The 22,809-nt window shown below is 67.9% G+C and carries 18 protein-coding genes and 1 pseudogene; 11 read left to right on the top strand and 8 right to left on the bottom strand.

The window, feature by feature from the left end; translation table 11 throughout:
• The 6 genes and pseudogenes from I55_RS13545 to I55_RS13520 form a co-directional block, all read right to left on the bottom strand.
• Positions 1-394 (bottom strand): annotated as a pseudogene (locus I55_RS13545) (sensor histidine kinase); the annotation flags it as partial.
• A 216-nt stretch (positions 395-610) separates the two neighbouring features.
• Positions 611-988, bottom strand: a complete 378-nt coding sequence (cyoD, locus tag I55_RS13540; protein WP_044561105.1) for a cytochrome o ubiquinol oxidase subunit IV — start codon at positions 986-988, stop codon at positions 611-613.
• Positions 988-1,611 carry a cytochrome o ubiquinol oxidase subunit III gene (gene cyoC / locus I55_RS13535; RefSeq protein ID WP_044561104.1) on the bottom strand — a complete coding sequence of 208 codons (624 nt, stop codon included), beginning with the start codon at positions 1,609-1,611 and terminating at the stop codon, positions 988-990. The genes cyoD and cyoC overlap by 1 nt, the downstream gene beginning before the upstream one ends.
• Before the next feature lie 17 nt (positions 1,612-1,628).
• Positions 1,629-3,608, bottom strand: a complete 1,980-nt coding sequence (gene cyoB, locus I55_RS13530; RefSeq protein ID WP_044561103.1) for a cytochrome o ubiquinol oxidase subunit I — start codon at positions 3,606-3,608, stop codon at positions 1,629-1,631.
• A 3-nt stretch (positions 3,609-3,611) separates the two neighbouring features.
• Positions 3,612-4,508 carry a ubiquinol oxidase subunit II gene (gene cyoA / locus I55_RS13525; protein ID WP_049974092.1) on the bottom strand — a complete coding sequence of 299 codons (897 nt, stop codon included), beginning with the start codon at positions 4,506-4,508 and terminating at the stop codon, positions 3,612-3,614.
• Between the two features lie 652 nt (positions 4,509-5,160).
• On the bottom strand, positions 5,161-5,928 hold the full coding sequence (locus I55_RS13520; protein ID WP_044561102.1) for a FadR/GntR family transcriptional regulator: 768 nt from the start codon (positions 5,926-5,928) through the stop codon (positions 5,161-5,163).
• A gap of 328 nt (positions 5,929-6,256) precedes the next feature.
• Between I55_RS13520 and I55_RS13515 the strand changes: the two genes are divergently transcribed.
• The 4 genes from I55_RS13515 (at position 6,257) to I55_RS13500 (ending at position 12,291) form a co-directional block, all read left to right on the top strand.
• Positions 6,257-7,060, top strand: coding sequence for an SDR family oxidoreductase (locus tag I55_RS13515; RefSeq protein WP_044561101.1), 804 nt, complete (start codon positions 6,257-6,259; stop codon positions 7,058-7,060).
• 28 nt (positions 7,061-7,088) lie between these two features.
• Positions 7,089-8,927, top strand: coding sequence for an acyl-CoA dehydrogenase (locus I55_RS13510; RefSeq protein ID WP_044561100.1), 1,839 nt, complete (start codon positions 7,089-7,091; stop codon positions 8,925-8,927).
• 27 nt (positions 8,928-8,954) lie between these two features.
• Positions 8,955-10,133, top strand: a complete 1,179-nt coding sequence (gene bktB / locus I55_RS13505) for a beta-ketothiolase BktB (RefSeq protein WP_044561099.1) — start codon at positions 8,955-8,957, stop codon at positions 10,131-10,133.
• A 61-nt stretch (positions 10,134-10,194) separates the two neighbouring features.
• Positions 10,195-12,291 carry a 3-hydroxyacyl-CoA dehydrogenase NAD-binding domain-containing protein gene (locus tag I55_RS13500; protein ID WP_044561098.1) on the top strand — a complete coding sequence of 699 codons (2,097 nt, stop codon included), beginning with the start codon at positions 10,195-10,197 and terminating at the stop codon, positions 12,289-12,291.
• A 4-nt stretch (positions 12,292-12,295) separates the two neighbouring features.
• On the opposite strand, the gene I55_RS33065 is transcribed toward I55_RS13500, so the two are convergent.
• Positions 12,296-13,627, bottom strand: a complete 1,332-nt coding sequence (locus tag I55_RS33065) for a hypothetical protein (protein ID WP_148293707.1) — start codon at positions 13,625-13,627, stop codon at positions 12,296-12,298.
• Positions 13,628-14,151: 524 nt separating this feature from the next.
• On the opposite strand from I55_RS33065, the gene I55_RS13490 reads away from it, so the two are divergent.
• From I55_RS13490 to I55_RS13460, 7 genes are all read left to right on the top strand, one after another.
• Positions 14,152-14,622 (top strand): hypothetical protein, encoded by a 471-nt coding sequence (locus tag I55_RS13490; protein WP_044561110.1) that lies wholly within the window; start codon positions 14,152-14,154, stop codon positions 14,620-14,622.
• 208 nt (positions 14,623-14,830) lie between these two features.
• Positions 14,831-16,033: an urea ABC transporter substrate-binding protein gene (gene urtA / locus I55_RS13485; RefSeq protein WP_252181133.1), complete on the top strand. Its 1,203-nt coding sequence runs from the start codon at positions 14,831-14,833 to the stop codon at positions 16,031-16,033.
• 147 nt (positions 16,034-16,180) lie between these two features.
• Positions 16,181-17,089 (top strand): urea ABC transporter permease subunit UrtB, encoded by a 909-nt coding sequence (gene urtB / locus I55_RS13480; RefSeq protein WP_044561096.1) that lies wholly within the window; start codon positions 16,181-16,183, stop codon positions 17,087-17,089.
• 28 nt (positions 17,090-17,117) lie between these two features.
• Positions 17,118-18,224 carry an urea ABC transporter permease subunit UrtC gene (gene urtC / locus I55_RS13475; RefSeq protein ID WP_252181132.1) on the top strand — a complete coding sequence of 369 codons (1,107 nt, stop codon included), beginning with the start codon at positions 17,118-17,120 and terminating at the stop codon, positions 18,222-18,224.
• Complete coding sequence (urtD, locus tag I55_RS13470) at positions 18,221-19,027, top strand: urea ABC transporter ATP-binding protein UrtD (protein WP_044561095.1); 807 nt, start codon at positions 18,221-18,223, stop codon at positions 19,025-19,027. Before urtC ends, urtD begins: the two co-directional genes overlap by 4 nt.
• The gene (gene urtE, locus I55_RS13465) at positions 19,020-19,763 is read left to right on the top strand and encodes an urea ABC transporter ATP-binding subunit UrtE (RefSeq protein ID WP_044561108.1); all 744 of its coding nucleotides are present in this window, start codon (positions 19,020-19,022) and stop codon (positions 19,761-19,763) included. Before urtD ends, urtE begins: the two co-directional genes overlap by 8 nt.
• 87 nt (positions 19,764-19,850) lie before the next feature.
• Positions 19,851-21,116 carry a hypothetical protein gene (locus tag I55_RS13460; protein WP_044561094.1) on the top strand — a complete coding sequence of 422 codons (1,266 nt, stop codon included), beginning with the start codon at positions 19,851-19,853 and terminating at the stop codon, positions 21,114-21,116.
• A gap of 3 nt (positions 21,117-21,119) precedes the next feature.
• On the opposite strand, the gene I55_RS13455 is transcribed toward I55_RS13460, so the two are convergent.
• On the bottom strand, positions 21,120-22,790 hold the full coding sequence (locus tag I55_RS13455) for a porin (RefSeq protein WP_252181131.1): 1,671 nt from the start codon (positions 22,788-22,790) through the stop codon (positions 21,120-21,122).
• Positions 22,791-22,809 lie beyond the last annotated feature (19 nt).

Here is a 22,809-nt window from a genome sequence, read left to right as displayed (position 1 = left end):
AGCGCTGGTCGGGCCCCAGGGTCCAGGTCAGGGTCGGCTGCAGCAGCACGGCGCCCAGGATGACCTGCAGCAGGAACAGGGAGATGAAGGGGTTGGTGGCGCCCCCGCTCAGGTACAGCTGCACGGTCAGGCCGGCCACGTCCAGCAGCATGGCCAGGAACAGCTCGGTATTGCTGATGTGGGGACTGGTGCGGCTGCGGTACAGGCTGACCAGGTTCAGCAGCACCAGGAACAGGATGACCCCGACCATGGGGATCAGCGGCAGGTCGATGTCGAACCAGGCCTGGGCCATGGTGATGGTCGCCACCTGGCCGCCGACCGCCAGCCATCGCAGGGTGACAAGAAGCAGCAGGTTCTTCTTGTTGGTCGTGTCCTGGATCGAAATCTCTTCCATCCTGTCCCTAGTCCTCCCCGGGTGACGGATGTCTTTTCCGGTAGGACTAACGGTTCAACGGCGGGCCGGCAATGACGAAGGCGACCACGGGGCCATCCCGCCACAGGGCCGGGGTGGTCTCGTGGTCGCCCTGAAGGTGGTCGACGGAGGGGAATGTCAGGAAGCGTCCCGGGGGAGGGGAGGGATGGTGATCCACCCCACCCCCGGGAAGACGCCTTACTCCATGGGCATCGCGCCGGGCATCATGTTGGCGTTCAGGTGGAGCATGACCCACCAGGAACCGACCACCAGGATGGCGACGATCAGCAGCGTGAACAGGAAGGCCGCCATGTTCCAGGACCGGGCGGAGGAGCTGTTCATGTGCAGGAAGTACACCAGGTGCACGACGATCTGGACGATGCCCAGGCCGAAGCAGACCGGCACGGCCGTCTCGGCCGGCAGGGCGCCGGACATGACCAGGCCGAAGGGGATGGCGGTCAGGATGACCGACAGGATGAAGCCGACGATGTAGGACTTCACGCTGCCGTGGGCGCCCTCACCGTGGCCGTGGTGGCCATGGTCATGGCCGTGAGCGGAGGTATGTGCGGTAGCCATCACGCGGCCACTCCCGACAGGTAGACGATGGTGAACACGCCGATCCAGACGATGTCCAGGAAGTGCCAGAACAGGCTGAGGCAGGTCAGGCGGACGATGTTGGCCTGGGTCAGGCCCCGGCGCAGCACGTGGGCCATCAGCACCACCATCCAGACCATGCCCGACAGGACGTGCAGGCCGTGGGTGCCGACCAGGGTGAAGAACGACGACAGGAAGGCGGAACGGCTGGGGCCGGCGCCTTCGGCGATCAGCTCGGCGAACTCATGCAGTTCCATGAACATGAAGCCCAGGCCCAGGGCCAGGGTCAGGCCCAGCCAGCGCAGGGTGGCCGACTGCTTCTGCCGCTCGGCCGCGATCATGGCCATGCCGTANGTGAAGCTGGACACCAGCAGGCAGGCGGTTTCGCCGGCCACGTAGGGCAGGCTGAACAGCTCCTTGGCGTCCGGCCCGCCGGCCGTCTGTCCGCGCAGCACCGCGAAGCTCGCGAACACGGCGGCGAAACAGATGCATTCGCTCATCAGGTAGATCCAGAAACCCAGCGTGGTCTTGGATCCGTCGTCTTGGTGCTCGTCATGAGAATCAACGTCATGAAAAAAGGGCGGCGTCGGTGGCCGCGACGGAATTTGCGTTGCTCATCGGCTTAGACCTGCGACGTCAGCTGTTGAAAGTACTTGCCCTCGGTCTCGGCCACCGTCTCGGACGGGACGTAGTAGTCCCCGTTCTCGTTGAAGGAATGGCCGATGGCGACGGCGGCGGCACCGGCGAAGGTCGCCACGACCAGCCACCAGATGTGCCAGATCAGCGCGAAACCCAGGACCGCCACGAAGCCACCGATGATGACGCCGGTGCCCGTGTTGTGGGGCATGTGGATCTTGCGGTACTTGGCCAGGGGCTGCAGGCCCGCACCCGTGGTCTGCTTCTGCTCCCAGAAGGCGTCGCGGGCGGTGACCACCGGCGTGTCCGGGAAGTTGTAGAAGGCCGGCGGGGAGGAGGTGGCCCACTCCAGCGTGCGGCCGTTCCACGGGTCGCCGGTCAGGTCGCGCAGCGACTTGCGGTTCAGCACGCTGACCAGGATCTGCAGGACGAAGGCGCCGATGCCGCAGGCGATGATGGCGGCACCCAGGGCGGCCACCAGCAGGTAGTTGTGCCAGACGACGTTGTCGACGTGGTTCATGCGGCGGGTCATGCCCATGAGGCCCAGGGCGTACAGCGGCATGAAGGCCAGGTAGAAGCCGACCAGCCAGCACCAGAACGACACCTTGCCCAGGCCTTCGTTCAGCTTGAAGCCGAAGGCCTTGGGGAACCAGTAGGTGAAGCCGGCCAGATAGCCGAACAGCACGCCGCCGATGATGACGTTATGGAAGTGGGCGATCAGGAACAGGCTGTTGTGCAGGACGAAGTCGGCCGCGGGCACCGCCATCAGAACGCCGGTCATGCCGCCGATGACGAAGGTGACCATGAAGCCCAGGGTCCACAGCACGGGCACGGTGAACTGCACCCGGCCGCGGTACATGGTGAACAGCCAGTTGAAGATCTTGGCGCCGGTGGGGATGGAGATGATCATCGTGGAGATGCCGAAGAAGGCATTCACGTTGGCGCCCGCACCCATGGTGAAGAAGTGGTGCAGCCACACGATGAAGGACAGGATGGTGATGCAGACCGTGGCGTAGACCATGGAGGTGTAGCCGAACAGCCGCTTGGACGAGAAGGTGGAGATGACTTCGGAGAAGATGCCGAAGGCCGGCAGGACCAGGATGTACACCTCAGGATGGCCCCAGGCCCAAATGAGGTTCACGTACATCATGGCGTTGCCGCCACCGTCGTTGGTGAAGAAGTGCATGCCCAGGTAACGGTCCAGCGACAGCATCGCCAGCGTGGCCGTCAGGATGGGGAAGGCCGCCACGATCAGCATGTTGGAGCACAGCGTGGTCCAGGTGAAGATCGGCATGCGCATCATGGTCATGCCCGGCGCCCGCATCTTCAGGATGGTCGTGATCATGTTCACGCCGGCCAGAAGAGTGCCGATGCCCGAGATCTGCAGGGCCCACAGGTAGTAGTCGACGCCGACGCCGGGGCTGTACTGCAGCTCCGACAGGGGCGGGTAGGCCAGCCAGCCGGTGCGGGCGAACTCACCCACCGCCAGCGAGATGTTGATCAGCAGCGCGCCGGCGGCCGTCAGCCAGAAGCTGAGATTGTTCAGGTAGGGGAAGGCCACGTCGCGGGCGCCGATCTGCAGCGGCACCACCACGTTCATCAGGCCGACCATGAAGGGCATCGCCATGAAGAAGATCATGATGACGCCATGGGCGGTGAAGACCTGGTCGAAATGCTCGGGCGGCAGGGGACCGGCGCCGCCGGTGGACGCCATCGCCTGCTGGGTGCGCATCATGACCGCGTCGGCGAAGCCGCGCAGCAGCATCACCAGGGCCAGGATGATGTACATGATGCCGATGTTCTTGTGGTCGACCGAGGTCAGCCACTTGGACCACAGGGGACCCCACAGGCGGAAGAAGGTGATGCCCGCCACCAGGGCGGCGCCACCCAGGACCATCATCGCCACGGCCGCCATGATGATGGGCTCGTGGTAGGGAATGGCCTCGAGAGTCAGTTTACCAAACATGGATTAGCCCCTCGGCTTGGCGGGATTGCACAGCTGGAGGTCGCCGCCGGCCACTTCCTTGGCCATCGCCAGGCTGACCGCGGCATCCATGCAGGTGGAACCGTCCGAGCACTTGTTGAGAATGTCGTGGTAGAGCGTGGGCTCGACCTCGGCGTAGGTGGTGACCGGGTCCTTCTCGCTGGGCTTCGCCAGCTCGCGGTACTTGGCCATCGTCAGCTTGCCCTCGCCGGCGCGCACCTTCTCCACCCACTGGGCGAAGTCGGCATCGCTCATGGCGTGCGCCACGAAGTGCATGTCGGAGAAGCCGCCGCCGCTGTAGTTGGCGGACAGGCCGTCGAAATCGCCGGCGGCGCTGGCCAGCAGGCTCAGCTTCGTCTCCATGCCGGGCATGGTGTAGATCTGGCTGCCCAGGCGCGGGATGAAGAAGGAGTTCATCACCGTGGCGGACGTCAGCTTGAAGTGGACGGGCGTGTCGGCCGGGAAGGCCAGCTCGTTCACCGTGGCGATGTTCAGCTCGGGGTAGATGAACAGCCACTTCCAATCCAGCGAGACGACCTCGACCTCGACGGCCTTCTTCTCGCTGGCGATCTCCACGCTGGGCTCCAGCGTGTGCGACGACACCCAGGTCACGTAGGCCAGGACGGCGATGATGATGCAGGGGATGCCCCACACCGCCACCTCGATCTTGGACGAGTGATCCCATTCCGGCTTGAAGGTCGCCGCCTTGTTCGAGGCGCGGTAGCGCCAGGCGAACAGGAAGACCATGGCGATGACGGGGATCACGACGATGAGCATCAGGCACGTGGCCAGGATGATGATCGACTTTTCCTCGGCGCCAATGGGGCCCGCCGGATCCAGCAGGGCCATGTCGCAGCCGCTGAGCAGGGGGGCTGCGGCCATAAGTGCCGCCAGGGATTTTGTGCGGCCGCGAAGGCGCCGCAAAAGTCTAAGGGTCGCAGTCATTCTGTCCACGCAAAGCCGTGATTGATCGTCAACGCATGCATTCTAATTTTTGAGCGGCTAGCCGGCGGCGTGCCTGGGTTGTGGCCGTGGCCCACGTACAGGCGGACCAAACCGGCCCATCCGCACGCGCGTTGCCCCGACGCGCCGTGTGAGGTTTCGCACTGCAAAAGAACTAGACCTCCGCCGCGTCGTTTATCGAGTTCATTATGCAGGGGGGATTGGACAATTGGTCCAGGGGGGCGCGGCGCGGCCCAATGCACCCAGGCGGCCGCGTGGGTGGGGTATGGATATAGAGCATTGATACTAATGGAATATTTTTACTTCGGCCGGTGAATTGTCGCGATGGGCAGCGGTTTGCCAACCGGTGACATGCGTATGGCGTAGACCAGACGCGCCCCGGGGTCAAACGACGGTCGTGGTCGAGGCGGGGGCGGGTGCCCCGTTTCACCGGGATGGGTCGCCCGATTCGGAATCTGTCTTGACCACCAACGGTTTATGGTTACGGAATGGTTAAGCGGCCGAAGAAGGTTGTGGACGCAATTGCTGCGTGCGCGAACGCCGGCGCGCCCTCGCCTTCGGGTGGTAGGGGTCAGCGCCGCGCGGGAGGCCGGGCGGGTGGGGCCGCGGCGGGGTCCAGGGCGTCATCCAGGTCCAGTCCGGCGGTGTCGTAGCCGCGGCGGAAGTCGACGATATGCTTGCGCATCCATTCCCGGGCCACGTCGGCGTCGCCGTCCGCCAGGGCCTCGACGATGCGATGGTGGGCGTCCACCAGGCGGCGGGGGCTGAGGTGGGCCGTCTTGGGGTGGGTGAACAGCCGTTCCAGCGCCGGGTAGAACAGTTGGGTCACCGGTTCGCGCGCCAGCAACAGGGCGCGGTTGGCCGCCGCCTCGGCCACCAGGATGTGGAAGGCCACGTCCAGCGGGATGATGGAGACGCCGGCGGCCAGCGCCTCCTCCGTCGCCACCAGGTTGGCGCGCAGGAGGGCCAGGCGGTTGGCGTCGATGCGCGCGGCGGCGTGGGCGGCGGCGCTGGGCTCCAGGTCCATCGACACCTCCCACAACTCACGAAAGGTCACGCGCTGCATGACCATGGCGCGGGACAGGCGGGGGGCCAGATCGCCGTAGTGCGGTTCCGCCACGTACAGGCGCCGTCCGGCCTCCCGCCGCACCAGGCCACTCTGTTCCAGGATGCGGATGCCCTCGCGCACGGTGTGGCGGGTGACGCCGAACTGGTCGGCCAGTTCCGTCTCGGTCGGCAGGATGTCGCCGGCGGTCAGCCGGCCGGCCAGGATCTCCCGCTCTATGGTGTCGCTGACCACCTTGTAGGTGGGCAGGATGGCCAGCCGTGCGAACGCCATGCGCCTAATGCCCCTTTGCCCGCGAGGCCGGATCGGCCTGACACTGCCGGTACCGGCCGGCGCGGAAGATGAAGACGTTGGGCGGCGGTCCACCGCGGCCCGCACGCCCTGGCCGCCCCTCTAGCACAAGCCGGCCCTCGCCGGAATTGATCTTGTGTTTTCAGCGCGATATTTCAATTGTCCAACAAACGAACAATGGCATACAGTGCCCCCGCGCGGCAACGACCCTGGGAAGCCCTGGGGGAGATTGCCGAAAAGGATGATCGGCGCCGGCAACGCATCCGGGACGCCCGAATGACAGCCCGAATGACAGGAGGAAACGCCCATCATGTCCCCGACCGCTGGAATCAAGACCGATGCCTTGCACCGCCTGTTCGACCTGTCTGGCCAGGTGGCCCTGATCACTGGTGGATCACGCGGCCTGGGCCTGCAGATCGCGGAAGCGTTGGGGGAGTTCGGCGCCCATCCGGTGCTGGTGGCCCGCAAGGTGGAGGAGCTGGAGGCCGCGGTGGCCCACCTGGCCGGCCAGGGCATCAAGGCCACCGCCATCCCTGCCGACCTCAGCCGGCAGGAGGCGATGGCCCCGCTGGTGGACAAGGTGATGGCCGATCTGGGCCGCATCGACGTGCTGGTGAACAACGCTGGCACCACCTGGGGGGCTGCGGCGCAGGACCACACGCCCGAACAGTGGGCCAAGGTGGTGGACCTGAACCTGAACGCCGTCTTCTTCCTGACCCAGGCCGTGGCGCGGGCCGCCATGCTGCCCTTGAAGCGGGGGCGCATCGTCAACGTCGCCTCCATCGCCGGACTGCAAGGTCACCACCCGCGTATGATGGGCACCGTCGCCTATGGCACCACCAAGGGGGCCCTGGTCAACATGACCCGCGTGTTGGCGGCAGAGTGGGGCCCCCATGGCATCACGGTCAACGCCCTGGCGCCGGGCTTCTTCCCGTCCAAGATGACGCGCGGCACCCTGGCCAAGCATGAGGCCGACCTGGTGGCCGGCACCCCTCTGGGCAAGCTGGGCAATGACCAGGATCTGAAGGGGGCGGCCCTGCTGCTGGCGTCCGACGCCGGCGGGCACATCACCGGCCAGATCCTGGCGGTGGACGGCGGCGTCAGCGTCATCTGACCGGCACGGCAGGGAAGGATCATCGTCCATGAGCACACCGCCGGTACGTCCCCGTGACCTCAGCTTCCTGCTGCACGACTGGCTGGACCTGGAAGGCCTGTTGGCCTACCCGCATTTCCAAGACCATGGCGTCGAGACCGTGGACGCCATGCTGGACATCGCCGGCCGGGTGGCGGCGGACACCTTCCTGCCCCATTACAAGGCGGCCGACCAGGTCCAGAACGAACCCCGCCTGGTGGACGGGCAGGTGCGCATCCTGCCCGCCATCCACCAGGCGCTGGCGGCCTTCGCCGAGATCGGCATGTTCGCGGCCCCCTTCGATGCCGAGGTCGGCGGCCTGCAACTGCCGCAGCTGGCTTACAGCGCCGCCATGGCCCAGTTCATGGCGGCCAACGTGGCCACGGCGGCGTATCCCATGCTGACGGCCGGCAACGCCCGGCTGCTGGTCCGCTTCGCGGACAAGGCGCTGGTCCGGGCCTGCGCCCTGCCGGAGATCGAGGGCCGCTACTTCGGCACCATGTGCCTGTCGGAACCCCAGGCGGGATCATCGCTGGCCGACATCGCCACCCGCGCCGTGCCGGACGGCGAGGACGGGCTGGGGCCCCGCTACCGCCTGTTCGGCAACAAGATGTGGATTTCCGGCGGCGACCAGGACGCCAGCGAGAACATCATCCACCTGGTGCTGGCCAAGGTGCCGGGGCCTGACGGCAAACTGGTGGCCGGAACCCAGGGCATCAGCCTGTTCGTCGTGCCCAAGGTGCTGGTGGAGGGTTCGGAGCATGCCGGCCAGCGCAACGACGTCGTGGTGGCCGGCCTGAACCACAAGATGGGTTATCGCGGCACCGCCAACTGCCTGCTGAACTTCGGCGAGGGCGCGCGCCACCGGCCGGGGGGCCAGGCCGGGGCCGTGGGATACCGCGTCGGTACGGTGGGCCAGGGCCTGCCCATCATGTTCCAGATGATGAACGAGGCCCGCTTGTCCGTCGGCCTGGGGGCCGCCATGCTGGGCTACCGCGGCTACCGCCTGGCGGTGGACTACGCCCGTGACCGCAGGCAGGGCCGCCCTTTGGCCGCGAAAGGGGGCGCCCCGGTCGCCATCATCGACCATCCCGATGTCCGCCGCCTGCTGCTGGCGCAGAAGGCCTATGCCGAGGGCGCCCTGGCCCTGATCCTGTATTGCGCCCGGCTGGTGGATGAGGAGTTGCAGGGGCCTGCTGAAGGCCGGCCTGCCGCCGCCGGCTTGCTGGGCCTGCTGACGCCCGTCGCCAAGACCTGGCCGTCGGAATGGGGCCTGGCTGCCAACGACCTGGCCATCCAGGTGCACGGCGGTTACGGCTATACCCGCGATTTCGATGTGGAGCAGCTGTACCGCGACAACCGGCTGAACCCCATCCATGAGGGGACAACGGGCATCCAGGGCCTGGACCTGATGGGGCGCAAGACCCTGCGGGACGACGGCGCCGCCCTCGCCCTGCTGCGCCAGCGCGTGCATGCGACCGTGGACCGGGCGCGGACGCAGCCGGGGCTGGCCGACTTCGCGCATGTGCTGGAAGTCACCTGGGCCCGGATCGGCGCCTTGGTCGGCCATCTGAAGGCGGCGGGCGACGATGTCACCAGCCTGGCGCAGGCGACGTCCTTCCTGTCGGCCTTCGGCCATGCCGTCGTGGCCTGGCTGTGGCTGGACCAGGCGGTGGTGGCGGGCGGCCTGGGCGCCACCGACGATCCGGAGGAGGCCGCCTTCCGCGCCGGAAAGCTGGCCGCCTGCCGCTTCTTCTTCGAGACGGAAGTGCCGCGCGTCGATGTCTGGCTGGGCATCGTCGGCCGGCGCAGCGACCTGACACAGACTCTCGATCCCGCCGGCTTCTGACGGCGCCTTGCAAAGGGAAAGCAGACCATGACCGAGGTTTACATCGTTTCCGGCGTGCGCACGGCCATCGGCGATTTCGGCGGCGCGTTGAAGGACGTGGCGCCGGGTGAGCTGGCCGCCAAGGTGACCCGCGCCGCCTTGGACCGCGCCGGCGTCGCCAACGACGCCGTGGGTCACGTCGTTTTCGGCCAGGTGATCCTGACCGAGCCGCGCGACGCCTATATCGCCCGCGTCGCCGGTGTGGGCGCCGGCCTGCCGGTGGAGGTGCCGGCCCTGACGGTGAACCGCCTCTGCGGCTCCGGCCTGCAGGCGGTGGTGTCGGCGGCGCAATCCATCCTGCTGGGCGACTGCGACGTGGCGGTGGCGGGTGGGGCGGAGAACATGAGCCGCGCGCCCTACCTGCTGCCCGACGCCCGCTGGGGCAGCAAGATGGGTGACAGCCGGGTGGTGGACCTGTTGAACGGCGCCCTGTCCGATCCGTTCGACCGCAACCTGATGGGTGTCACGGCGGAGAACGTGGCCAAGCGCTATGGCGTCAGCCGGGACGACCAGGACGCCCTGGCCCTGGAAAGCCACCGCCGCGCCGCCCGCGCCCAGGCCGAGGGCCGCTTCGCCGAGCAGATCCTGCCGGTGGAGGTGACGGTGAAGCGCCAGGCGGTGCAGTTCGCCACCGATGAACACGTGCGCCCCGACCTGCAGCCGGGCGACCTGGCCAAGCTGCGCACCGTGTTCCAGAAGGACGGCAGCGTCACCGCCGGCAACGCCTCGGGTATCAACGATGGCGCGGCCGCGCTGGTCCTAGCTTCGGGCGAGGCGGTGACGCGCCTGGGCCTCACGCCCATGGCCCGCCTGGTCGGCTACGCCCACGCCGGCGTGGAGCCCGCCTACATGGGCATCGGCCCCATCCCGGCGACGCGCAAGGTTCTAGCCCGCACCGGCCTGTCGGTCCAGGATCTGGCGGTCATCGAATCCAATGAGGCCTTCGCGGCGCAGGCCTGCGCCGTGGCGCGGGAGCTGGATTTCGACCCCGCCAAGGTGAACCCCAACGGCAGCGGCATTTCCCTGGGGCATCCGGTGGGCGCCACCGGCGCCATCAATCTGGTGAAGGCCGTCTATGAGCTGCGTCGTATCGGGGGTGGCCGCGCTTTGGTTACCATGTGCATCGGTGGCGGGCAGGGTATCGCCGCCATCGTCGAGTCCGTCTGAGCCCAAACCCCGCGAAGCCAAACCCCGCGAAGCCAAATCCCGCGAAGAAGGAGTGTCCGCCATGCCGGTGCAGATCGACCTGAGGGACGGCGTCGCCGTCCTGACCCTGAACCGTCCGCCGGTCAACAGCTTCGACCTGGGGCTGCGCCGTGACCTGCGCGCGGCCATGGCCATGGTCATGACCCGGGCCGATGTCCAGGCCGTGGTGCTGACCGGTGGCACGCGTCACTTCTCCGCTGGTGCGGATATCGAGGAGTTCGCGTCCGGCACCCGGGGTGGCGCCACGGCGGTCCCCACGCTGCCGGACGTGATCGTCGACCTGGACCAGGCCGCGAAGCCGGTGGTGGCCGCCATCGCCGGCACCTGCCTGGGCGGCGGGCTGGAGGTGGCGCTAGGCTGTCATCATCGAGTGGTGGCGGCCAACGCCACCCTGGGCCTGCCCGAGGTGAAGCTGGGCATCCTGCCCGGCGCCGGCGGCACCCAGCGCCTGCCGCGCGCCATCGGTGTGAAGGCGGCCCTGGACATGATCCTGTCCGGCACGCCCATCGGCGCCGCCAAGGCGGCCAAGCTGGGCCTGGCCACCCTGTCCACCGGCGACCTGATCGAGGACGCCATCGCCGTGGCGCGGCAGGCGGCGCGCGACGGCGCCAAGCCGCGCCTGTCGCTGCAGCGGGCGCTGATGCCGGATGACGCCGGTGCCGATTGGTTCCAGCGGCAGATCGATGGGCTGAAGCGTGCCCTGCCGGCCCCGCTGGCCTGCATCGAGGCGGTGCGGGCGGCGGTGGAGCTGCCCTTCACCCAAGGCCTGCAGAAGGAGTTCAACCTGTTCCGCGAGCTGGTGGTGACACCGGAGTCCAAGGCGCTGCAATACGCCTTCTTCGCCGAGCGCCGCGCCGCCCGCATCGACGGGCTGCCGGCTGACATCCAGCCCAAGGCCATCGAGCGCGTGGCCGTCATCGGCGCGGGCACCATGGGGGCGGGCATCGCCACCGTGGTGGCCAACGCCGGGCTGGAGGTCATCCTGCTGGACCGGGACGAGGCTTCGGTGAAGAAGGGCCTGGCCGGTATCGCCAAAGGTTACGACGCGGCGGTGGCCAAGGGCCGCATGGATGAGGCGGAGCGCGACCGCCGCCTGGGCCGCCTGCACACCGCCACCGATCTGGCGGCCTGCGCCGCCGTCGACCTGGTGATCGAGGCGGCGTTCGAGGACATGGGCGTCAAGCAGACCATTTTCCGCACCCTGGACACGGTTTGCGGGCCGGACGCCATCCTGGCCAGCAACACCTCCACCCTGGACCTGGACGCCATCGCCGCCATCACCAGCCGGCCCCAGAATGTGGTGGGCCTGCACTTTTTCAGCCCGGCGCCGGTGATGCGCCTGCTGGAGGTGGTGCGGGGGGCCGAGACATCGCCGGAGGTGCTGGCCACGGCCATGGCCCTGGCGCGCAAGCTGGGCAAGGTCGGGGTGGTGGCCGGTGTCTGCAACGGCTTCATCGGCAACCGCATGGTGGAGGAATACCTGCGCCAGGCCTACTTCCTGGTGGATGAAGGCGTGCTGCCCTGGCAGGTGGACGGCGCCCTGGAACGCTGGGGCATGGCCATGGGGCCCTTCGCCATGATGGACCTGGCGGGCAATGACATCGGCATGGCCATCCGCGCCGGCCGCAAGGCGGCGGGCGACGAACGCCCCTATTCGGCCTTCCCCGACAAGATCTGCGCCTTGGGCCGCTTCGGCCAGAAGACGGGCAAGGGCTATTACCAGTACGATCCCGCCACCCGGGCGCGGGAGACCGATCCGGAGGTCGACGCGCTGGCCCAGGCGCACGCCAAGGAAGTGGCCCGCGAACACGGCCTCACGCCCCGCGTCATCGGGGATGAGGAGATCGTGGCCCGCTGCCTGCTGGCGCTGGCCAACGAGGGGGCCGCCTTGCTGGGCGAGGGCATCGCCCAGCGCGCGTCCGACATCGATGTCGTGTACCTGACCGGCTATGGCTTCCCGGCGCACAAGGGGGGGCCGATGTTCAATGCCGACAGCATGGGCCTGGAAAACGTGCTGCGCCTGATGGAAGGCTTCCTCGACGGCTACCAGGGCCAGTTCTGGAAGCCGGCGCCCCTACTTTGGGAAAGGGCCAGCGGCGGCGGCCGGCTGACCGCCTGACGCCTTATCGCAGCAGGCCCAAGGTCAGCGCCGTCGTCAACACCCGCAGCACCCGGCGGACCGATGGCCGGGTGCCGCAGACGCGGCGCAGGGGGCGGGTGGCGCGCCAGATGGTGCTGTTCTCGATGGCGGCCAATCGATCCACCTCCCGCCGGGCGGCGTCCAGCGTCTGGTTCAGCGCCGCCATTTCATGAGCCCGCGCCTCCAACTGCCCGGTCAACATGACGGCCGTTTCGGCCAGCGACTGGTTCAGCGCGGCCTGTTGCGCCATTGCGTCGTTGGCCATCACCAGGCGGTGTTCCAGCGCCTGCGCATGGGCGTTCGCCGCCGATAGCGTCTGTGTCAGGGTCGCGATCTGGTGGGCTTGCTCATCCACCTGGCGGTTCAGCACCTCCACCGCCCGATCCAAGCGGCCCACGTGGTGGAACGCGGGGCGCAATGTGTCGAAGGCGTGGGTGAGGCGGGCGATGGCTTGGTCGAGCAGCACCGTTTCCGGGGGAACCCTGCCGGAGGCCACCTGACGCAGCATGGCGTAGGTGGCGGTGACGTCCGGCGGGATGGCTGGCGCCAGGCAGAGATCCTCCGCCTCGAACAGGGCGTGCCGCAACTCGGGCGCCAGGAAATCCTGCGCGTAACGCGTCGCCTCGGCTGGATCCAGGGGTAGGTCCAGGGCCGTGGCCAGGCGTCGCAACTGTGTCACGGGCTGGGCCATCATGACGTCGTAGTCGACGATGATCCGGGCCTGGCCGGCCGTGCCGCGCAGGGCGGCCAGCACATGGCCCAGCCAGAGGAAGTGGCTCTTCTCGGCCGGGAAACCGTCGCGGCGGCGGAGCGAGGCCGCCACGCTGATGGGGTTGCGCATGGCGATGACGTAGGACGCCGTGACGCCGAGATGGGCGAACACCGCCTGCCAGAACGGCAGCACCCGGGCCAGGCGCGGATCCTTCATCCCGAAGACGACGCCGTCCTTCAGTTTGCGGCGCAACAGCGCGACCGCCTCCAACATCAGGTCGGCGGTGGCGTCGCACGTCAGCTCGGGTGCTGGAATGTCCGCGATGGTATGCCAGGAATGGCCAAAGCGGGACAGCAACCGGTCGTTCAGCGCCACGACCTCCGTATCCTCCCAGTATCCCTTGGCGTTGTCCCCGGTGGCCGGCATCAGCTGGTCTCCCAGGTCAACCCCCAGGGCCAGCAGGCCGCGCGTCAGCGCGCTGGTGCCACTGCGATGCATGCCCAGCAGCACGATGAGGCGATGGCCGGAACTTTGCTCTGAACCAGGTGCGACGCTCGATAGGGGGGCTATCGCCACCGGCACCTTTGCGGCCAGCGCGTTCATGAAGGCACCCCCGGGGGCGCCACGCGGCCCGGAATGGACAAGGGGCGGCCCGCGCGATGGGGAAGGCACCGCCGTTCCAGTGTCTGTTTCATGGCCGATAGCAATGGCCAACCTAATTGAGACCAACCCAACTGGCCGTGGGATTGGCCATAGGCGCTCAATAATGCGGATAGTCCGCCCAGAAGAACGGTGCTTTCCATGATGCGGTTCGCCTCCGCGACGTGCATTTTCCTGGATGGTGATACGAAGGTCCGCTTAATGTCCTGTTGCTTGCTTTCGGCATATTCAGATCGGCAAGTTACCACGGTCAATTTGCCGCGGTTCCAGCCCGCCGCATGGTCGGTTGACCTTCGCTAGGCGGAGCTATTTCTTTCGGGTGCGCGTTTTTGGCGCGGGGCTGTGCCGTGGACCTGCCGCCATCACGCCCCATTTCGGCTCCAATCCGCCCCGAGCGTGGGCGGGCGAAGGTGGGCGGCGCCCTATGGGTGGGCGGACCGCCGCCAGGAAGGAAGGAGTCGACAATGATGTACCGGTTCAAAACCCTGGGCGCGGCCCTGGTTCTGATGGCCGCCTCGGCGTGCGCCGGCGCGCCGGGACCCGCGCATGCGCAGCCCGCCCATCCCGCCTACCTGCACGCCCTGTCGGACCTGAGGCTGGCCCGGGCCATGTTGGACAGGCCCGCCGAATACAACGTGGTGCGCGACCAGTTCGCCGCCATTGATCATGTGAACGGCGCCATCGGGGAGATCCGTCACGCCAGCTACGACGATGGCAAGGACCCGCGGTGGAATCCCCCCATCGACGCCACTATCGACCATCGCGGCCGCCTGACCAGGGCGCTGGACCTGATCGCCTCGGCGGAACGTGACCTGCGGTCCGAGGAGGACAACCCCGATGCCGCCCGTTGGCGCAACGTCGCGTTCCATCACCTGGAGGAGGCGCGCCACGCGGTGGAGCACGCCATCACCGACAAGCGCATCGATGAACGGTATTGAGGGTTGATCGCGCGGGTGGCGCCCGGCGCCGCCCGCGATGACCCTTCCCCAGGCCTCCCTCGCGGGGCCCGCCCTGGCGAGGCCCCCCCGGCGAGACCCCCTACGTCAAACACCCCATACCCCGCTTCGCGCCGCCACCCTAGCCTTTGCCCTGTGATCGCCGCGCCCAAGGCGGCGACGGATGGAAGCGAACGGGAAGGGGATGGTGATGAGGGGGATGTACAAGCCGGCCGGTCTCGCGGCCCTGCTGCTGGCGGCGACCAGCCTGTCGGCCCCGGCGGCCAAGGCGGCGGACGCGGTGAAGGTGGGCGTGCTGCAATCGCTGACCGGCACCATGGCCATCAGCGAGGTCACGGTGAAGAACGCCGAGATCCTGGCCATCGACGAGATCAACGCCGCCGGTGGCGTTCTGGGCAAGAAGATCGAGCCGGTGGTGGAGGATGGCGCGTCCGACCCCGCCATCTTCGCCCAGAAGGCGACCAAGCTGGTGCAGGACGGCGGCGTGGTCACCGTCTTCGGCGGGTGGACGTCGGCCAGCCGCAAGGCCATGCTGCCGGTGTTCCAGAAGCTGAAGAGCCTGCTGTGGTACCCGGTGCAGTTCGAGGGCAACGAATGCTCGCCCAACATCATGTATTCCGGCGCCCAGCCCAATCAGCAGATCCTGCCGGCCCTGACCTGGGCGGTGGAGAAGGGCTATAAAAGCTATTTCCTCATCGGGTCCGATTACGTCTTCCCCCGCACCGCCAACCTGATCCTGAAGAAGCATATCGAATCCTCCAAGCTGAAGGTGGCTGGCGAGGAATACGTGCCGCTGGGCGGCACCGACTTCAGCGCCGTCATCGCCAAGGTGCAGGCGGCCAAGCCGGACATCATCTTCAGCACCCTGAATGGTGACAGCAACGTCAGCTTCTTCAAGCAGATGGCCGCCGCCGGCCTCCCCTCGGCCAAGCTGCCGGTCATGTCCTTCAGCATCGGCGAGCAGGAGGCCGTGGCCATGGGCCCCAGCCTGGTGGAAGGCAGCTACGCCGCCTGGAACTACTTCCAGAGCCTGGACACGCCCGCGAACAAGAAGTTCGTGGCGGCCTACCAGGCCAAGTTCGGCGCCGGGGCGGCCGTCACCGATCCCATGGTCCACGGCTATGTCGACGTCTACGCCTGGAAGGCGGCGGTGGAAAAGGCCGGCAGCTTCGATCCGGAGAAGGTGCGGGCGGCGGCGGTGGCGCTGGACCTGCCAGACACCGCCATGGGCAAGGTGAAGTTCGCCGCCAACCAGAGCCTGGTGCAGACCGGCTACATCGGCCAGCTGGACCCGGCGGGACAGTTCAAGATCATCTGGCAGTCCAAGGGCACCATCGACCCCGATCCCTACGATCCGCTGGTCTTCCCGGGCAAGAAGTGCCCGGCAAGCTGACGCGAACGGCCACCGGCAAGGGGCCTGACCTCTTGCCGGTGTAGGACGCGACTGCGTCCGCCGGAGATTTTGGACTGCTGAAGCAGTCCTGAATCGAGGATAGCCAAGGCCACGGATGTGGCCGCCCGGCATTTGAGGGAGAGAAAAATGGGTGAGTGGCCCTTGATCGCCGGCCAGATTTTCAACGGGTTCAGCGTCGCCTCGCTGTACGTGCTGGCGGCCCTGGGCCTGGCGCTGAGTTTCGGCCTCATGCGCGTCATCAACATGGCGCATGGTGAGATGCTGATGCTGGGCGGCTACCTCGCCTACCTGACCCTGCAGGTGGTGCCGGGGCCGCTGGGCATCCTGGCCGCCATGCCGGTGGCCTTCCTGGGGGCCGCCGCCGTGGGCGCGGTGCTGGAAACGACGTTGATCAAGCGCCTGTCAGCCCGGCCGCTGGACACCCTGCTGGCCACCTGGGGCGTCAGCCTCATCCTGCAGCAGGCGGCCCGCAACATCTTCGGCGCCATTGGCGTGGATGTGCGGGCGCCGGACTGGTTGAACCATGCCTACACCGTTCCATCCGGGCTGTTGGAGGGCCTGACCATCCCGGCCACCCGCCTGTTCATCCTGGGGGTGGCCTTCGCCGTCATGGGCGCGCTCAGCCTGCTGCTGGCCCGCACCCGCATCGGCCTGCTGGTGCGGGCCGTGAACCAGGACCGGGGCATGGCGGCGGCGTCGGGCATCAATGTGCGGGCGGTGGACCTGTCGGTGTTCTGCCTGGGCACCGGCATCGCCGGCCTTGCCGGCGTGGTGCTGGCCCTGCTGGGCCCCGTCACCCCCAACGTTGGGCAGAGCTACGTCGTGCCCGCCTTCCTGGTGGTGGTGCTGGGCGGCCTGGGCAGCCTGAAGGGCACGGCCATCGCCTCCCTGATCGTCGGGCTGTTCTCCGCGCTGGTGCAGATCCTGGTGGATGTCAGCCTGGCGCAGGTGCTGCTGCTGCTGTTCGTCATCGGCTTCATCCAGTTCCGTCCCCAGGGGGTGGTGGCCGTGCGCTCCCGCGCGCTGGATGCGTGAGGCGCACATGAAGGAGGACGGCATGGATATGAGCATGCGCAAAGATACGCCGCTGTCGCGGCCCCTCGCGGGCATCACCCTTGGCCGGCCCCTTACCCTGTCGCTGGCCGTGGTGGTCCTGGGCGCGCTGGCCCCCTGGCTGGTCTCGGCCTATGAGCTGAACCTGCTGGCCCGTTTCCTGGCTATGGCGCTGCTGGCCATGGGCCTGGTGCTGGTCTGGGGGCAGGGCGGGGTGCTCAGCCTGGGACAGGGCGTGTTCTTCGGCCTGGGCGGCTATGCCATCGCCATGCACATGAAGCTGGCGGCGCTGGGAGACGGGGAGTTGCCCGACTTCATGGTGTGGAGCGGCCTGGACGCCCTGCCCTGGTGGTGGGTGCCGTTCAAAAGCCCCGCCGTCGCCCTCCTGGGCGTGGTGCTGGTGCCGGGGGTGCTGGCGGCCCTGTTTTCCTGGGCGGTGTTCCGGCGGCGCGTGGGCGGCGTCTATTTCGCCCTGATCACCCAGGCGCTGGCCCTGGCCTTCGCCACCCTGCTGATCAGCCAGCAGCCGTCCACCGGCGGCTTCAACGGCTTGACCGATTTCCAGACGGTGATGGGTATGGACCTGGGCACGCCCGGGGCGGCCCGGGGCCTGTACTGGCTGACCCTGGCCCTGGTGGTGGCTGTCTTCCTGGGCCTGCGTGTCCTGATGGCGTCGCGCTACGGCACGTTGCTGCGCGCCATCCGCGATGGGGAGAACCGCATCCGCTTCCTGGGCTACGACCCGACGCCGTTCAAGGTGGTGGCCTTCACCATCGGGGGCGCGCTGGCGGGCCTGGCCGGCGCCCTGTTCACCCTGCATGCCGGCGTGGTGTCGCCGGCCCTGGTGGGCGTGGTGCCGTCCATCGAGATGGTGATCTGGGTGGCGGTGGGGGGCCGCAACAGCCTGGCCGGCGCCATCGCCGGAACCCTGGCCGTCAACCTGGCCAAGGACGGGGTCAGCAGCGCCTTCCCGGACCTGTGGCTCTACGCCCTGGGCCTGGTGTTCGTGCTGGTGGTCACCCTGCTGCCCGGCGGCCTCGCCGGCCTGGTCACCGACGCCGGTGGAACTGGATTGGGGAAACGCCTGCAATCCTTGGTCGTTGGGGAAACGAAATGAACGCGCAGGCTACCGCATCCCATATCGGCACCACCGCCCCGGCCAGCAATCTGCTGCTGGCGGTGGACGGGGTGACCGTCGACTTCGATGGGTTCAAGGCGCTGAACGGCTTCAGCCTCACGCTGGACCGGGGCACGCTGCGGGTGCTGATCGGCCCGAACGGGGCGGGCAAATCCACGTTGTGCGACACCATCATCGGCCGGGTGCGGGCCACCAGCGGCCGGGTGATCTTCAAGGGCCAGGATATCACCCATCTGCCGGAGCATGAGATCGTGCGCCGGGGCGTCTGCCGCAAGTTCCAGACCCCGGGCGTGCTGCCCGGCCTGTCGGTGGTGGACAACCTGATGATCGCCGCCCGCCGCGACCGGCGCTGGTGGTGTTCCTTTCAGCGTGGCGCGGCCGCGGAGGAGGGGGCTCGGGTGGCCGAGATCCTGGAAACCACCGGCCTGGCCGATCGCGGCCGCGTTCCCGCCGGCACGCTCGCCCATGGGGAGAAGCAGTGGCTGGAGATCGGCATGGTGGTGGCGACGCGCGCCGACCTGTTGTTGCTGGATGAACCCACCGCCGGCATGGGGCCGGCGGAGACCAGCCAGACGGCGGCCCTGATCCGCCGCCTGGTGGGTCAGCACACCGTGCTGGTCATCGACCATGACATGAGCTTCCTGGAGCAGTTGGACGCCCGGGTCACCGTCATGCACCAGGGCCAGTTCCTGAAAGAGGGCAGCGTGGCCGCCATCCGCGGCGATCCGGACGTCGCCGCCGTGTACCTGGGCCGCGCGAAGGAGGATGGGCACCATGGCTGACACCCTGCTGAAGCTGGACGGTGTGGCCACGGCCTACGGCCAGAGCCAGGCGCTGTGGGACATCGATTTGGAGGTGCCGGCCGGCAGCGCGGTGGCCCTGATCGGCCGCAACGGCGTGGGCAAGACCACGCTGCTGAAGACCATCATCGGCGCCCAGCGCCTGAGCGGCGGGCGCATGACCTTCCAGGGCCGGGACGTCAGCGCCCTCGGCCCCCACCAGCGCGCCCGGGCCGGCATCGGCTACGTTCCCCAGGGCCGCCACATCTTCCCCCACCTGACGGTGCGGGAGAATCTGGAGACCGGCCTGTCAGCATTGGCCGGCCGGGCCGGTGGCGCCGGCGCGATGTCTAAAAGTGCGATAGGGGCCGGTATCCCCGACCACATCTTCGACCTGTTCCCCAAGCTGGCCCAGATCATCAACCGCAAGGGCGGCGTGCTCAGCGGCGGCGAACAGCAGCAACTGGCCATTGGCCGCGCCTTGGCCGGGCAACCCCGCCTTCTGCTGCTGGACGAACCGACGGAGGGCATTCAACCCTCCGTCGTGCAGCAGATCGAGGACGCCTTGCGCCGCATCCGCGCCGAGCTGGGTGTCACCGTCCTGATCGTGGAGCAGTACCTGGACTTCGCCTGGTCCTTCGCCGACAGCTATCGCGTCATGCAGCGCGGTCGCATCATCCGCGCCGGCAGCACGCGCGAAGAGACGGCGGCGGAGGTGGCGCACCTGGTGAACATATAGGGCGCCGTCATGGGGCCGGCGCTGGCGTGTTGGGTACCACTTTGGTAATAATCGCCCGCTCCTTGCCGCCAACGCCCCCAACCGCCGATGCCCGCCATCCCCCAGCGTGTCCCCTACGTGATGTGTGCCGTGGCGCTGGTGGGCCTGTACGGCTGGCTGGCGACGCTGGGATACGGGCAGAATTCTGACACCTACGCCATCCTGCGCAGCTGGCAGCGCATGGTCGACTCTGGGGTTTATGTTCCCTCGCGGGGGCAGGGTTATCCCGTGCCGGAACTGGTCATCGGCTGGCTGGCATCGCGGGGCGGATCGCTGGCGTCCAACGCCTTTTCCGTCATGCTGGCGCTGGGCACCTTGGTCCTGGGCTATGACGGTCTGCGGCGGCTGAACCTGCCGGGCGCCCTGCCGGCCACCGTGTTCGTCATGGCCAATCCCCATTGGGCCATCGCCGGGACCACCTCGCTGGACTATGTCTACGGCGCCTTTTTCTTCGTGTTGGGCGTTTGGTTGCTCAGCCGGGAATGGTCCACGGCGGCCATGCTGGCCCTGGCCTTCGCCACCGGCAGCCGCATCGTCTATGGGCCCCTGGGCCTGGGGGTGCTGGTCGCCGCCTGGATGGTGGCACCGCTGGAACAGCGACGTGACCGGATGGAGCGGATCGTGGGGTTTTGCCTGGTTTCCGGGCTGTTCTACCTGCCGGCGTTGATCACCGCCCGGGTCACGACGAACTTCCTGTATCACACCGACCCACCGAATAATGCCCTGGCGGCGCATGTCGCCCGCTTCTTGTGGAAGACACCCGGCCTGTACGGCAATGTCGGGGCGGTGATCCTGGTTTTGGCGCTGGGGCCGCGCCTATGGCGCTTGGCGCGGGATCGTGCCGCCTGGCGGGGCCTGTCGGCGGAAAGGCGGCTGGTGGTGGCCGGGGCGTTGGGCGTCCTGGGATACAGCACCCTGTTGTTCGCTTATCTGCCGGCCGAGGTCGGGTACCAGATCCCCTCGCTGCTGGCGGTCGCCGTGCTGCTGGCGGCGCTGGAGGTTCCAACGGCTTGGCTGGCGGCGCTGATCGCCAGCCAGGTCCTGCTGATGGTGGCGCGTCCGGACGTGCTGACCATCACCACCGCGCCGCGCGGCTGCATGGATGCCACGGTTCCGGTGGGGGCCACCTTCGACCCGGCGGTGAAGCCGGGTGTGCTGGTGGCCCATGTGGGGCAGGTGCGGGCGGCGTCCTGCCGTCTGTGGCATTTGCCGCATCCGGTGGGGGACGCCTGGACTCCGTTGCCCAGCCCCCGCCTCAGCCGGCCGAAGCTGCCGGTGGACCCCCCATTGGATCCCCCGGCGCCCCGTCCGTAAGCCTCAGAAGTTGAACCGCACGCCGGTGGTGGGGGAAATGTTGTCGGTGTGCAGGTAACCCGCCGCCAATCCGCCCGCGACTTCGGAGTACATGACGCCCAGGTAGGCGTCGAACCGCCGGGCGAAGCGATAGTCGGCCACCAGAGAATAGGCGTTCAAGGTGCCGGAACAGGTGGCGGCGCTGGCGTCGGAACACCCCTTGGCGCCATAGCTGTTCTGGTCATAGTGATAGAACGCGGCCGCCAGGTCCACCTTGGGCGTGACGGCGTATCGCGCGCCGGCCCAGGACACCTGGATGATCTTGTCATGCACGAAGGCGCTGTTGTTGACGAAGGCCAGGGTATAGCCACCGATGTCCGTGGACCCCGCCCGCAGCGGCACCGATGGATTGGCGAAATCGATGTATTCGTAGCCGGCATACAGCTTCCACTGCGGGTCCAGCGCGTATGAGCCCATCAGGCCATAGGCGGTGTTGTCCGAAATGGTCGCCGCCAGGGAATTGCCGGGGTTGTAGCCCAACGCCGCCGCCTGGGTGACCTGGGCGGCCGACAGCGCCCCGGCCGAGACCATGTTCTGCTTCTGGGCGTAGGTGGCGTCGACCGACAGCCCGGCGACGTCCGTGCCCACCTCCACCTGCAGGGCATTGCCGTGCATGCCCCCATTGTCCTCGCCGAACTGGTACATGGCGCCAACGCGCAGCGGGCCGAGCTTGTTGGTGTATTTGACCGAATTGTCCAGGCGATAGTCCTCGGTGCTGCCGCCGCCGCCCGTCAGGCCGGAAAAGCCGATGACGGAGAAGGCGTAGGCGCTCTGCTGCGGGTCGTAAGTGGCCACGTTGTCGGCCATCAGCGTGTTCTGCCGGCCGAAGGTGACCGTCCCCCATTCCTTGGAACTGACGCCGACGTAAGCCGCGCGGTTGAAGGCCTGACCGGCATGGCTGGAATCACCGTTGGCGGTCTGCTTGGTCAGCGCGACGCCATTGTTGGCGGCCATGGAACGGGGGCCGTCGGCCAATTGACCGGATTGCGGGTTGAAGCCCGTCTCCACCTTGAACAAGGCCGACCAGCCTTCCGCGAACTCCTCCGACCCGCGCAGGCCCACCTTGGATTGGCTGAGTCCGTTGGCGGCCAGGGAGGCGATACCCTTGTTGCCGTTCTTGCTGACCAGGAAGTCCAGCCCCGGCGGATAATAGGGGCTGAGCGGCGCGCCGTGGGACTGGTAGGAAAAGCCCATGTCCACGGTGCCGTAGAGCGTGATGCCATAGAAGGTCAGGCTGCCGTCCTTGGGCAATGTGGGATGCGCCGCCGCGTCCGCCACCTTCTGCGCCGCTTGCGCCGCTGACTGGGCGACCTGGGCCTGTTGGGCGGCCTGGGCCGCTGTCTGGGCGGTGGCGGCGCTCTGGCCAGCCGTCTGGGTCTGCCGCGTTTCCAGTGTGTTCAACCGGTCCTGCAACGCCTGCATGGCCTTGGCCTGGGCCGCCATCTGGGTCTGCGCCTCCTGCATCTGCTGGCGCAGCTTGCGCAACTCATCGGCGTCGCTCGCCCGCGCGGTGGCTGGCGCCAGGGCCAGCAACGCGCATATCGCCGTCATGACCAGAGGCGTGGCCCGGGATAGGGCGCACGCGGGGACGGCCCCGCGCGCCGGCGCCGGGGCATGGCTGTTCGTCAAGGTCACGAAAGACCCTCCCACAATA

The organism is Azospirillum sp. B4, from assembly GCF_000333275.1.
GTDB lineage: Bacteria > Pseudomonadota > Alphaproteobacteria > Azospirillales > Azospirillaceae > Nitrospirillum.
The sequence above is the reverse complement of the archived record's forward strand: the minus strand, read 5'-3'. Positions and strand labels throughout refer to the sequence as shown.

Excerpts from the sequence above, each read along its gene's own strand:
- I55_RS13510 (WP_044561100.1), top strand. The coding sequence starts at position 7,089 with ATGAGCACACCGCCGGTACGTCCCCGTGACCTCAGCTTCCTGCTGCAC.
- cyoD (WP_044561105.1), bottom strand. The coding sequence starts at position 988 with ATGGCTACCGCACATACCTCCGCTCACGGCCATGACCATGGCCACCAC.
- cyoA (WP_049974092.1), bottom strand. The coding sequence starts at position 4,508 with ATGGCCGCAGCCCCCCTGCTCAGCGGCTGCGACATGGCCCTGCTGGAT.
- I55_RS13460 (WP_044561094.1), top strand. The coding sequence starts at position 19,851 with ATGCCCGCCATCCCCCAGCGTGTCCCCTACGTGATGTGTGCCGTGGCG.
- bktB (WP_044561099.1), top strand. The coding sequence starts at position 8,955 with ATGACCGAGGTTTACATCGTTTCCGGCGTGCGCACGGCCATCGGCGAT.
- urtC (WP_252181132.1), top strand. The coding sequence starts at position 17,118 with ATGAGCATGCGCAAAGATACGCCGCTGTCGCGGCCCCTCGCGGGCATC.
- urtA (WP_252181133.1), top strand. The coding sequence starts at position 14,831 with ATGAGGGGGATGTACAAGCCGGCCGGTCTCGCGGCCCTGCTGCTGGCG.
- I55_RS13520 (WP_044561102.1), bottom strand. The coding sequence starts at position 5,928 with ATGGCGTTCGCACGGCTGGCCATCCTGCCCACCTACAAGGTGGTCAGC.
- I55_RS13515 (WP_044561101.1), top strand. The coding sequence starts at position 6,257 with ATGTCCCCGACCGCTGGAATCAAGACCGATGCCTTGCACCGCCTGTTC.
- urtE (WP_044561108.1), top strand. The coding sequence starts at position 19,020 with ATGGCTGACACCCTGCTGAAGCTGGACGGTGTGGCCACGGCCTACGGC.
- cyoB (WP_044561103.1), bottom strand. The coding sequence starts at position 3,608 with ATGTTTGGTAAACTGACTCTCGAGGCCATTCCCTACCACGAGCCCATC.
- I55_RS13490 (WP_044561110.1), top strand. The coding sequence starts at position 14,152 with ATGTACCGGTTCAAAACCCTGGGCGCGGCCCTGGTTCTGATGGCCGCC.
- urtD (WP_044561095.1), top strand. The coding sequence starts at position 18,221 with ATGAACGCGCAGGCTACCGCATCCCATATCGGCACCACCGCCCCGGCC.
- I55_RS33065 (WP_148293707.1), bottom strand. The coding sequence starts at position 13,627 with ATGAACGCGCTGGCCGCAAAGGTGCCGGTGGCGATAGCCCCCCTATCG.
- I55_RS13500 (WP_044561098.1), top strand. The coding sequence starts at position 10,195 with ATGCCGGTGCAGATCGACCTGAGGGACGGCGTCGCCGTCCTGACCCTG.
- urtB (WP_044561096.1), top strand. The coding sequence starts at position 16,181 with ATGGGTGAGTGGCCCTTGATCGCCGGCCAGATTTTCAACGGGTTCAGC.